The organism is Beggiatoa leptomitoformis (genome assembly GCF_001305575.3).
Taxonomy (GTDB): Bacteria; Pseudomonadota; Gammaproteobacteria; order Beggiatoales; family Beggiatoaceae; genus Beggiatoa; species Beggiatoa leptomitoformis.
Genome location: NZ_CP012373.2, coordinates 3,233,941 through 3,246,324, shown reverse-complemented (window position 1 = coordinate 3,246,324; position 12,384 = coordinate 3,233,941). Strand labels below are relative to the sequence as shown.

Annotated in this window: 7 protein-coding genes and 2 tRNA genes; 5 read left to right on the top strand and 4 right to left on the bottom strand. The window is 41.1% G+C overall.

The features are described 5' to 3' along the window. Positions 1–120: 120 nt before the first annotated feature. From AL038_RS13630 to AL038_RS13610, 5 genes are all read left to right on the top strand, one after another. A complete protein-coding gene (locus tag AL038_RS13630; protein ID WP_062153688.1) occupies positions 121–393 on the top strand; it encodes an HU family DNA-binding protein in 273 nt (90 codons plus the stop codon). Between the two features lie 66 nt (positions 394–459). Beyond that, positions 460–535: transfer RNA gene (locus tag AL038_RS13625), tRNA-Val, on the top strand. Positions 536–576: 41 nt separating this feature from the next. Further along, a tRNA-Asp gene (locus AL038_RS13620) sits at positions 577–653 on the top strand. Positions 654–773: 120 nt separating this feature from the next. Then, positions 774–1,412 (top strand): Vat family streptogramin A O-acetyltransferase, encoded by a 639-nt coding sequence (locus AL038_RS13615; protein WP_062153687.1) that lies wholly within the window; start codon positions 774–776, stop codon positions 1,410–1,412. A 26-nt stretch (positions 1,413–1,438) separates the two neighbouring features. After that, entirely contained in the window at positions 1,439–3,403 is a 1,965-nt protein-coding gene (locus AL038_RS13610; RefSeq protein WP_062153686.1) for a SurA N-terminal domain-containing protein, read from the top strand. A 39-nt stretch (positions 3,404–3,442) separates the two neighbouring features. Here AL038_RS13610 and AL038_RS13605 read toward each other — a convergent pair whose 3' ends face one another. The 4 genes from AL038_RS13605 to AL038_RS13590 are packed head-to-tail and all read right to left on the bottom strand — an operon-like array spanning position 3,443 to position 12,345. Beyond that, a complete protein-coding gene (locus AL038_RS13605; protein WP_062153685.1) occupies positions 3,443–5,908 on the bottom strand; it encodes a PDZ domain-containing protein in 2,466 nt (821 codons plus the stop codon). Positions 5,909–5,919: 11 nt separating this feature from the next. Further along, positions 5,920–7,146, bottom strand: coding sequence for a lipopolysaccharide biosynthesis protein (locus AL038_RS13600; protein ID WP_145917111.1), 1,227 nt, complete (start codon positions 7,144–7,146; stop codon positions 5,920–5,922). A gap of 29 nt (positions 7,147–7,175) precedes the next feature. Then, positions 7,176–11,987 carry a tetratricopeptide repeat protein gene (locus AL038_RS13595; protein WP_062153681.1) on the bottom strand — a complete coding sequence of 1,604 codons (4,812 nt, stop codon included), beginning with the start codon at positions 11,985–11,987 and terminating at the stop codon, positions 7,176–7,178. A gap of 10 nt (positions 11,988–11,997) precedes the next feature. Beyond that, entirely contained in the window at positions 11,998–12,345 is a 348-nt protein-coding gene (locus AL038_RS13590; RefSeq protein WP_062153679.1) for a hypothetical protein, read from the bottom strand. Positions 12,346–12,384: the final 39 nt, after the last annotated feature.

Sequence of the window (12,384 nt, the reverse complement as noted above, 5' to 3'; positions counted from 1 at the left end):
GCCAAAGCAGTCTGCCTGCTTTGTCTTAGGGCATGTTTATTGCCTATGTGTCTAGTTGAATGGTAAACTTAAGCATTTCTTGATTTTAACTTCTTAATCCACGTAAAACGGGGGAAAATAATGAACAAATCAGAACTCGTTCAGGCAGTCGCTGAATCAATTGACATTCCAAAAACTACTGCTGCTAAAGCTGTCGATGCGGTGTTAGATAGCATTAAAAAAGCTTTAACAGAAGATGATACGGTAACGTTAATTGGATTTGGTACTTTCACCGTGCGTGAACGTGCTGCACGTACTGGTCGTAACCCACGTACAGGCAAGCCATTAGATATTAAAGCGGCAAAAGTACCTGTTTTCAAACCAGGCAAGGCCCTGAAAGATTCTGTGAATTAATTTTTACAAAAAGACTTGTAGTTTTGCTTTTTTGTACTATAATATGTTCTTCATTGATTGGTTAGTGGGTGTTTAGCTCAGTTGGTAGAGCATCGCCCTTACAAGGCGGGGGTCGGGGGTTCAAGCCCCTCAACACCCACCAGTTAATAAAATAAGAAAAATAAAATTGTGTATAGATTTCTTGGAGTGGTAGTTCAGTTGGTTAGAATACCGGCCTGTCACGCCGGGGGTCGCGGGTTCGAGCCCCGTCCGCTCCGCCAATGATTTGTCAAAAGGTGCATACTATATGCACCTTTTTTTTTGGCTAATTTCCTATAAAAACCTAATATTAAGCATAGGTTACTTGCATCAGCATCATTCAAGTGGCATCAATTACAAACATGCTAGGCCCTGATAAAAACGCAATCTATCCCTTAAAAAATTACAATAGATTGTGTTTTCTAAAAAACATCATTACAAATCCTAATATTCTTATAGGTGATTATACCTACTATGATGATTTTGAAGACATACATAACTTTGAAAAAAATGTAAAGTATCACTTTGATTTTATAGGCGATAAACTTATTATCGGTAAATTTTGTATGATAGCCTCTGGCGCAACCTTTATCATGGGTGGCGCAAATCATCGAATGGATGGAATAACAACGTATCCCTTTACTATTTTTGGTCACGGATGGGAAACAATAACACCAACACTTAACGACTTATCCTTAAAAGGTGACACGATTATAGGAAACGATGTGTGGATTGGCACAAACGCAACGATTATGCCGGGTGTTCACATTGGCGATGGAGCAATTATTGCCACAAACGCAACCGTTACTAAACACGTAGAACCCTATGCTATAGTTGGTGGAAATCCAGCAAGAGAAATTCGTAAACGCTTTTCAACGCAACAAATTAAAGAATTATTAGAGATACAATGGTGGAACTGGGATATAGAAAAAATAACCGCAAATCTCCATCATCTCGTTAATAACAATATTGATAAACTCAAGACAAATTCATCCGTTTAACTATTTCTAACTTATGGGAGACACTCATGCTACAAGGTATGCGTGCAGGTATTCAAGGATGGCTGGGCTGGGCATTAATCATCCTGATTTCAATTCCTTTTGCGCTATGGGGTATTCAAGAATATCTCAGCCCCTCGCGTGGGGTAGCCGTTGCAGAAGTTAATGGTGTAGAAATTTCAAGTTTAAATTTTGAACAAGCGGTCGACCAACAAAAGCGTCAATTACGAAGCATGACGCAACAAGCCGATTTATCCTTCATGGAAGCGCAAATTCGCAAAGAAACATTAAATCGCTTAATTGAACAAGAAGTTTTAATGCAGACTGCAATAAATCATGGAATGCGAATTGGCGATATGATGTTAGCCAAACAAATCCATCAATTCCCCATGTTTCAACAAGGGGGCATGTTTTCCCAACCGATTTATGAACAAGCCCTCCGCTCACAAGGCATGAATCCTAGCGGATTTGAAGTAGAGATGCGCCGTTCCTTATTGGTATCTCAACTGCAAGATGGCATTACCAACTCCGCATTTATTAGTTCTGCGGAACTGACGCAACGGACGCAGTTAGAAAAACAACAACGCTCAGTTAGCTACCTCACTATTCCCGCCAATCGTTTTACAGCACAAGTCGTTGTGGATGATGCAGAAATCAATAAATACTATCAAGACCATCCAGATGCGTTTAAAACACCTGAAAAAGTCAGTCTTGAATACATTGAGTTTTCACAAGAAGAATTAGCCGCAGCCCAAGCTATTACCGAAGAACATCTGAAAGAACAATATAAAGAACGTCTTGCTTCTTTTACAACACCGGGACAATGGCAGGCTAAACACATTCTTATTGAAGTTCCCCAAGATGCCAGCCCCGAAAAATTGGCGGACGCAGAAAAACAAGCAAATGACATTCTAGCGAAAATAAAAGCGCAAGAAAAAACATTTGATGAATCTGCAAAAGCGTTTTCTGCGGATACCAGTAATAAAGACAAAGGTGGGGATTTAGGTTGGTTTGGTGAAGGCTTCATGGTTAAACCTTTTGAAGAAGCCATTAAAAGCATGAAAGTTGGGGATATTAGCGACAAACCTGTTAAAACACAATTTGGTTTCCACATTATCCAACTCGTTGATGCTAAACCAACGATTACTAAACCATTTGAAAGTGTGCGGGACGAATTGCTGAAAAAAGTTCAAACAGAAGAAGCAGAACAGGCTTTTTACACACACGCAGAACAAATGGCAGACTTAGCTTTTGAAAACCCTAATAGTTTGCAAGCCATTGCGGATACATTAAAACATCCTATCAAAACCACCGCATTATTTGCCAAAACAGAAACAGGTGAAAAAGATACTTTCTTAAGTAATCGCAAAGTGATTGAATCCGCTTTTAGTGAACAAGTGTTAGAAAATCGCTACAACAGCGAAGTATTAGAACTAGACAAACCGCAACATGTCGCAGTTATCCGCCTAAAAGAACATCAACCTGCACAATTACGTCCTTTAGCGGATGTTAAAGAAGAGATTATTGCTAAGTTAAAACAAGAAAAAAGCACTGCTGAAGCAGAAAAATTGGGGAAAACCCTGTTAGCTGATTTGCAAAAAGGTGAAGCACCTGATGCACTGTTTAAAAAGCAAGATTTACAACCACAACCTGCGCAATGGATAGAAAGACAAAATTCCCGTTTAGGATACCCTGAAATCGTGCGAGAAGCCTTTAAAATGGGACACCCAACAGAGACTAAAGCTTTATATCAAGGGGTTAGTTTAAATAATGGGGATTATGCCATTGTCATCCTATTAGCCGTTAAAGCAGGCGAAATACCCGCTGTGGTGGTTGAGAATGGCAAGGAAACCGCTAATCCCGAAGCAGACCGCTCGAAAACACAAATCAAGCGTGCTTTAGGTGATGCAGGATTTAAACAAATTGTCGCTGAAATGAAAGTAGGGACAGATGTGATGGTGTATCAAGACCGCATTACCGATAAAGTTCAATAAACGAAACTAACCCTGTCAGATTTTCTGACAGGGTTAATTTTAAGGCGTTATTGGATGATAATACAAAGTTTTAAATTGTTGCTCATGCAAAACGGCCTGAATATCCTGATTTAAATCTACTTGAATTCCAAACTCTCCGCCTGACCGTCCAATCCAATTATTTTGCTCTGTACTTCCATTATACTGGTCAAGTTCGCCCCCACTGTCTATCCAAAACGATAAACTAGCACCGCCATGATAATCATTTTTCCCTACCCTTGGTTCTAAGGGGAAAAAATATTGGTCGCGTCCATTATTATCTAAAAATAAAGAAAATCCATTATGTGCCGCAGCCGCGATGGAAAACATTAAGTCACGACTGTCATAAATATCATCACCCGCCTTATCAATTAACATCGCCGTGCCTAAATCCCATGCAGCGGCTTGCAACGCGCCTTTATAGCCCTGATAGTGGTCATCACCGCCATCATCCATCAACATACCCAGTGCCGAATGGGCAGAAAAACCTTGACCATAACGCGAGCCGATATATACATCGTTTTCAATCCCCGCATTGCGTAATATGCCCAGCGCGAAAAAATAACCGCCACCCTGCGAAAAATTCCCCGCTTTAAACTGGTCTTCCCCTTGTCCATCAACTAATAAACCCACACCACCAGAAGTATTATTACGAAATCCAAACCCTGAACCTTGCGAACTACCATGAAAAATCCCCGATGTACCGTAACTACTCTCGTAACCACCAGTTGCGATATACGCATCATTACCCTGCATGTCCAACAACAAACCTAAGCCTTTTGCACCCCCAACGCCCTGCCCGTACAAAGTCGCGTTATAATGCTCATTTCCTTGTAAATCAAATAATAAACCATAACCCCATAATCCCATTCCCTGTGCATAAGTTTGTCCGCTATAACTATCATTTCCTTGTAAATCTAATAATATACCGATACCCATTAGCCCTGCACCCTGCACAAAGCGTATTCCCTGATAATGGTCATCGCCTGCCCTATCTAACAAAAAAGCCGTGCCAAAAACCCCTGCTCCTTGTCCACCCAAACGGGTAGCCGTATATTCATCATTCCCTGCAATATCAATAATGGCTGTAATTGGACGTTGCCAACCAGTTAACCCTGTGTCACCCATATAAAAATCATCGCCACCGACATCAAAAATCATGGCAACATCCGTGTTATAGCGATTAATATCTGCCCCTCCAATTAACAATTTTCCCGCGACCGTATCCACCACTGCAAGCAATCCACCTGTTACATTCGCAACGTGCAAAGCAGGATTAATCGGCAATTGGCTGAAGGCTTGTTGACAACGCGCTAACCATTGCGGATTACTGAACTGATTTAAAATCAAGGCAGACTGAAAAAGAGCAACAAAATCAATTTTATGTGCCAGTGCAAACACACGCGGAAATTGTGCTTGCACCGATTCAGGTGCGGAAAACGTTGTATAAAACTGCAAAAGTTGCGGTAAATTATCCTGTAAAAATGCGCGCTCTTCTGGCGTAATGGCTTGAAAGGCTTTTATATTTGCTTGTAACGCGCTATAAAGCAATTTTTGTATATAAACAATATGCGCTTGCGGGTCTAGCGTATCGGGTGGATATGGTAAATCTGGCGGTAAATTTGCGTTAATATCTAATAAATCCGCCCCTTGCATAAGTAACGCATCAACATCTGTTCTACTCCCAGCGGTTAGCAAGGCATTCGTCATATTTTCAGCAACAACAGGAAATTTTAACGGGTCACGGTGCAAATAACGGATATAACGCAAGCGAAAATTATCATCCCATAATTCATCTGTCGCATAACGGGCTAATAAATCTTGATACGCGGGGCGTAATGCAAAATCGTTTATCACGGTTTCAATTAAATTGAGATATGGATTTGTACTGGTTTCAAACTGCGGTAACAATTGCGCATTCGACGGCAATTGAACAGGTGCTTGTATCACACGCGGTGCAAGCGTTGCCGTGATGTCCAACAGCTTCCATTGCTCTTTAATTTCAAAGGCTAAGGTTTCACCCATTTGTTGCGACCGCATGATTTCTACTAACGCATCTCTATCCGTAATATCCAATGCTTGCTGATTACGTTCGCCATTAATCACCGTTTCCATGCGTAACACTTGCAAGGTTAACGTCTCGCCTGCTTTCATTTGGTCTATATATAGGCTAAAGGCTTGAGCAGATTCACTAAACTTTATTTTTTCTAACGACTGTCCATTAAAGCGCAAAATAATATCGCGGGGTTTTAAACCACTGCGTTCAGCGGGCGAATTGGGCAAGATACCCGTGATTTGCAAACCACTATCCATCGGTGCATCACTGATTTTTTTCTTAATTTCGCTAACAGGTTCATAGCCAATGCCTAAATAAGCAGGTTGTGGCGGATAAAGGCTTGTTGAGCTAGGCGGTTGGATGGGTGCAGTTGTACAAGCGATAAGTGTTAGATAAATAAAGATTATTAAGCCATGCGTGAGATATTGCATCGTATTCCTGCCTAATGTCGTAACTGCAAACGTAACACCCAAAATAAATAGACCACCTGTATCAGATTGAATAACATCAACTGTAATAAAGTTCCTTGCAAACCAAACCACACGGTAAACGGATAAATCACCACTAAACTAATCAAGACAGCCCATAGTAACGCATGAAATAACGGGCGTGTTTTTTCCAACACGCGCAAGCCGATTTTAACGGGAGATAAGAAAAATACAATAAAATAAACAACTACATAACTTGTTAAAACATAGCCATAATCACTGAATTCATCCCCATAAAATAAATATAGCCACGTTGTTGGAAAACAGCCCAAAAGTAAAGCAATACCCGCCATAACCACGCCGCCATTGAACGTAATCCGCGATAAATAACGACGTAATCCGACAATTCCATGTTGTAAATATTCCCGTCCTGCTTGGGGAGGCGCGAAGTTTTCTAGCGCAAGTAATAACACATGACTCATTCCGATGACATTTTGGCAAGCGCGAAACACACCAACCGCCTGCACGCCCAATACGGCGGTAATCACCGCTTTCATTATGGCATCGTGCAAGCGTTCTAATAGAACTGATGCGAATAGCCAACGAGCATATTGCCAATGACGTTGTGTAATTTGGTAAAAAAAGGTTTTGTTCCAAGCTCGCCAACGAAATTGGCATAAACCAACACCCACAGCGAATAAGGAACTGAGCATAGTCACCCATAACACCGCGCTAATGCTGATAATTTGCCAATAGAATAAGCCTAATAAACCTGCTAATTGTCCTAAATAGCTGATAACGTCATTGGTAAACGCGCTGTGAGTGTTGCCTGTGGTGAAAAAATAACGACGGATAAAGTCTTGTAATTGATAAGTAAAGCTGGTTAGTGCGAGTAATAGCGCGTAGGGTGCGGTGTGCCATGTGGGGAAAAAAATATCGCTTAAGTATAAACCCAGCAGAATAAAAACACTGGATAAACCTGCAAAAATAAGCTGTTGTATTAAAACAATGCTGTAATAGCTATCTGCTTGTTCAGGTGTTTGTTGTGTGCCTAGGCTCAGTAATGGCGACAGAATAAAGGCGATTTGTAACCCGCTAAAAAAAAATAGAATTGTCCAGAGTAACGCAAAAAAACCAAAAGCGTCCAACCCTAACAAGCGAGCGACTAAAACCCCTGTGAGAAAATTCACAAGGCTAACCATCGCTTGGTCGATAAGTGTCCAGTTAAGGTGAGATGGCATAGTGTGAGTTTATTGATACTGCAATAATTTTATGAATTCCCATTCATTGAAATGCCTAATGCCTTGTATTTTTGTTCGACGAGGTTGGGGTGTTGTTGGTAAATGCGGGCGAGGTTTTCTAAAGTGATTTGTAAATTATGCTCGTCCTGATATTCAGCGAAAATAATATAAGCCTGTAATAAATACTCTATTGCTTGCTCCCAGTCTTCTTGCGCTTCGGCTAATAAACCTAACTGGTGATAAGTGCTGGCTTGAGAATAGCTGTCATTAAATTTAATCCAAATGGCAAGGGCCTGTTGATAATAGTCTTTAGCTTGCGACCACTGCCTTTGTTCTTCTGCCACTCTGCCTAACTGGTGATAAGTGCCAGCTTGAGAATAGCTGTCATTGAATTCAATATAAATAGCAAGGGCTTGTTGATAATAGTCTTGGGCTTGCGACCACTGCCTTTGTTCTTGTGCCACGCTACCAAAACTGTGATAAGTGCGGGCTTGAGAATAGCGGTCATTGAATTCAATATAAATGGCAAGGGCTTGTTGATAATAGTCTTGGGCTTCCGACCACTGCCTTTGTTCTTGTGCCACGCTACCAAAACTGTGATAAGTGCTGGCTTGAGAATAGCGGTCATTGAATTCAATCTTAATGGCAAGGGCTTGTTGATAATAGTCTTCGGCTTGCGACCACTGCCTTTGTTCTTGTGCCACCATGCCTAAGTTGTGATAAGTGCTGGCTTGAGAATAGCGGTCATTGAATTCAATCTTAATGGCAAGTGCTTGTTGATAATAGTCTTGGGCTTGCGACCACTGCCTTTGTTCTTGTGCCACCATGCCTAACTGGTGATAAGTGCTGGCTTGAGAATAGCGGTCATTGAATTCAATAAAAATGGCAAGGGCTTGTTGATAATAGTCTTCGGCTTGCGACCACTGCCTTTGTTCTTGTGCCACCATGCCTAACTGGTGATAAGTGCTGGCTTGAGAATAGCGGTCATTGAATTCAATTTTAATGGCAAGGGCTTGTTGATAATAGTCTTCGGCTTGCGACCACTGCCTTTGTTCTTGTGCCACCCTGCCTAACTGGTGATAAGTGTAGGCTTGAGAATAGCGGTCATTGAATTCAATTTTAATGGCAAGGGCTTGTTGATAATAGTCTTCGGCTTGCGACCACTGCCTTTGTTCTTGTGCCACCCTGCCTAACTGGTGATAAGTGCGAGCTTGAGAATAGCGGTCATTAAATTCAATCCAAATGGCAAGGGCTTGTTGATAATAGTCTTCGGCTTGCGACCACTGTCTTTGTTCTTCTGCCACCCTGCCTAACTGGTGATAAGTGCCGGCTTGAGAATAGCGGTCATTAAATTCAATCCAAATGGCAAGGGCTTGTTGATAATAGTCTTGGGCTTGCACCCACTGCCTTTGTTCTTCTGCCACCCTGCCTAACTGGTTATAAGTGCTGGCTTGAGAATAGCGGTCATTGAATTCAATCAAAATGGCAAGGGCTTGTTGATAATAGTCTTGGGCTTGTGACCACTGCCTTTGTTCATATGCCACGTTACCTAACTGGTGATAAGTGCCAGCTTGTGCATAGCGGTCATTGAATTCAATCCAAATGGCAAGAGCTTGTTGATAATAGTCTTGGGCTTGCGACCACTGTCTTTGTTCTTCTACCACCATGCCTAACTGGTTATAAGTGCTGGCTTGAGAATAGCGGTCATTGAATTCAATCAAAATGGCAAGGGCTTGTTGATAATAGTCTTGGGCTTGCGACCATTGCCTTTGTTCATATGCCACGTTACCTAACTGGTGATAAGTGCCAGCTTGTGCATAGCGGTCATTGAATTCAATCCAAATGGCAAGAGCTTGTTGATAATAGTCTTGGGCTTGCGACCACTGTCTTTGTTCTTCTACCACCATGCCTAACTGGTTATAAGTGCTGGCTTGAGAATAGCGGTCATTGAATTCAATCAAAATGGCAAGGGCTTGTTGATAATAGTCTTGGGCTTGCGACCATTGCCTTTGTGCTTGTGCCACCATGCCTAACTGGTGATAAGTGTTTGCATTGAGTTTAGCTCTTTCTGTTTTTTCAAAAAAAGTTAAATTTTTCCAGATTTTTAAGGCTTTTTGATAGGTTTGTTCTGCAAGTGCATATTCTTGGCTTTGTAAAAAACAATTAGCAATATTATCAATCACCCCCACCAATTCTGCACCTAACTGTCCAGCCAGTTTTTCAGGCGAATACTGTTCTAATTGTGTTAATACCTGTTGTCCAAAAACTAAACCCTGTTGAAGGTTTTGCGTAGCGTCAAAATAGTTTGATAACGCAATGTATGGGTAAAAAATAGAAACTTGTGCAGTCAGAGCAAACTGCACGGATTGTTGCAAATTTTCAAATTCAATACTTGCGAACAACTGCCCCAGTTGTTTTTGTTTTGGGTCTTTGGATTTTTGGAGTTGGTAGATTCCAGCAGCCATTTTTTCATAATACAAACGAAACGCAGTTTCTATTGCCGTTTTTACTTCCACTTTATTCTGTAGTTGCGTTTGTAGAAAATAAGGTAAGGTTGGCTGAATGGTGAGATAAATATGACTTTCATGCTGTCCCAACAATCCCCAATTTTTCGCTTCTTGCAAAACAGTTTCCCATTTCTCAAAGGGTAAATGGGCAAGGGCGGGTTGTTGTTTTAATAGCTCTGTATAAACGGCTAATCCATTAGTATTAATCACTCCCACAAATGGCGCGAGACACAATAATAATTGCTGAGCATCGGGCGATAAATTACTGTGGGAATACTCAATACAACGCAAAATACTCTGGGTTTTATCGGTACTATTTAAATCAATTGCACTGTCGCCAGCAGTCAGCGCGGTTAAAATGTCCGTCGGGGTTTTTGTGGTTAAATTTTGCAAAACAACTTGCAACGCCAACGGATAACCTGCTAATAATTTTAATAACTTTTTAAAATCATCTTGTTGTTTATATTCCGTTTTAATCTGATGTCTATTTAAAATCTCATTAACCAATTGCGAAGCCGCTTCAGAATCTAAGCCATTTAAAATAAACTGATTTATTTCAAACGTCCCCGTTTTTAGCCAAGTTTCTGCGCCCCGCGACCCCAACAATACTAAACTCGCCCCGCCGACTAATTCCTGTAAAAAATGCTGTAAATTTTCGCGCTCTGTCACTGTCAAAACGTGCTGAATGGCTAACGCTGAACCTGTGACCGATTCCAAATTATCCAAAATCAATAAATGCCGTTCACTGCGTAAAGCTTTAGCTAATTTTTTCTGTTGCGCGTCCTCACTAAAAGCCTGAAAACGCTGTTCATATTCTAATTTTCCCCACAATTGAATCGCTATGTCGCGCATGATTTGCTGGCGTGTCCATGCTTTTTCGTCATACCCAAAATAAAACACTTTGTCCACAAAATGCGTTGTTTGCCACCACGCGCCCAAATGTTTTAATAAAGTGGTTTTTCCTGCACCACCCATGCCCTGAATTAACAAGCTATTTCGCTTTAAAACAGCGGTTTCAATTTCCAAAATATCCAAATCACGCCCAAAAAAGCCATAAGCCGTTTTAGGCTCTGAAAAACGCAAGGCATCTTGCTCATAAAAAGTACGTTCTTCTTCTACACTAAACGCCCGCAAAGCAAACTGAACTTGTGGCACATTCTGATAAACCACAGGCAATAACCAATCTTCCAATTTAATCAATTGATTATAATAAACCTGCCGTTCCTTTTGCTTGTCTAACTCAAACCGCCCGCGCTGAATTGCTACTGCTAACGATGCACCTTCAAACAATTGTTCATACAAAGTCTGCATAAACAATGTTGCCGCGCTCACCGTCACCGAGTACGCCATCCCGACCACCGCTTGCGTGCCTGCTTGCATCAAATAACTGGCTAAACTGGTTTCTGTGCTGGTATTTTCTTGTTTTGCCGACTGACAGGCATTTAATAACACCACAGGCACGCCATGCTGAAACAATAAATCTGTCAAACTCTCCGCACTAATGGGCGCAGCTTTGCCTGTTTGCTCATGATTTAGAAAAATAAAGGCTTTTTTACCCTCAAAAGGCTGTAATTCGCCCCGCCCATAATCAAAGCTGATGCGCCCCGCTGTCTCCGCTGTTTGTGCCGTTGTATAATCCAACACAGCCCCATGCACATCAAAATGCACAATCTGATAAAACCCCGCGCCTTTCTTCTTTTTCACGTCTTCCAAATGTTGAGTTAATGCCTGAAAAGTCGCAGGACGCAAAATATCAAAATGCACATGCAAGTCTGCGCTATTTCTCACCATTTCCACCAAAGGACGCGAAATCGTGCGATATGCGACATCATTACGCCCATTCGGACGCGCAACAACGAGCAACACATTTAAAGTCGGGGAAACTTGCGGAGTAATGGCTTGATAAGGTGAATTAAAATGCAAAGGTTTACGCACAATTTCAAACTGAAGCGCGAAAGGGGCGGGGCGTTTTTCATCGTGCAAACTTTCCCAATGCAATGCGTGAAAAGCAGGCGAACCGATAATTTCTAAGGTAAACCCCGTTTTTAAAGCATCCCGATAATCGCTATACGCATCAGGCTCATGAAAAACTTGCTTAAATAACTGTTCGCCATAAGTTTTAATACTGAGAGCAGTTTCATTAAAGCGCACGTTATCGGTAAACGGAAACGCTAAATACTTTTCAAAATACCACGCTAAATTATGTTCCTGTTTTTCATCAAATGGCGGTGTAATCGTGATTTGATAACGACGTTGATGATTAAATGCCAACTCGGCACTAAAACCATTATTAATAAAGGATTTTTCAGTAATCGTAATAAGCGTGATATTCATATTACATTCCTTAATTTTGTTTAGGTAACACAATAATAAGCGTTTTACCGTCTTCGGTTTTCTTCTCAATTAAATCAAATTCAGTGGCTTTTTGTTCAGGCTTATTTAACCACCGTTTTTTAAGAAAATCCTTAATTGCATCTTTTGTAACATCTTTAAAAATATCTAATGCAAAATTACCAATAAAAATCAATGCCATCATTGTAAGCCCGTCCATCTCATAGTGAGCTGTTTTCTGTGCATCTTGCACTTGTGCTACTGCCTGCTGTTGTAACTGACTTTGTGCATTCCAAAACGTGGCAAATTCGGCAGGTTGAATGTCCAATTCAGGAGAGAAAATAACCGTATATTCAGTCATAGATTAATACTCCATTTATTTAAGAGAAAATAAACAATA

Coding starts and splice junctions, on each gene's coding strand:
- AL038_RS13605 (WP_062153685.1), bottom strand. CDS start 5,908: ATGCAATATCTCACGCATGGCTTAATAATCTTTATTTATCTAACACTT.
- AL038_RS13610 (WP_062153686.1), top strand. CDS start 1,439: ATGCTACAAGGTATGCGTGCAGGTATTCAAGGATGGCTGGGCTGGGCA.
- AL038_RS13615 (WP_062153687.1), top strand. CDS start 774: ATGCTAGGCCCTGATAAAAACGCAATCTATCCCTTAAAAAATTACAAT.
- AL038_RS13600 (WP_145917111.1), bottom strand. CDS start 7,146: ATGCCATCTCACCTTAACTGGACACTTATCGACCAAGCGATGGTTAGC.
- AL038_RS13630 (WP_062153688.1), top strand. CDS start 121: ATGAACAAATCAGAACTCGTTCAGGCAGTCGCTGAATCAATTGACATT.
- AL038_RS13595 (WP_062153681.1), bottom strand. CDS start 11,987: ATGAATATCACGCTTATTACGATTACTGAAAAATCCTTTATTAATAAT.
- AL038_RS13590 (WP_062153679.1), bottom strand. CDS start 12,345: ATGACTGAATATACGGTTATTTTCTCTCCTGAATTGGACATTCAACCT.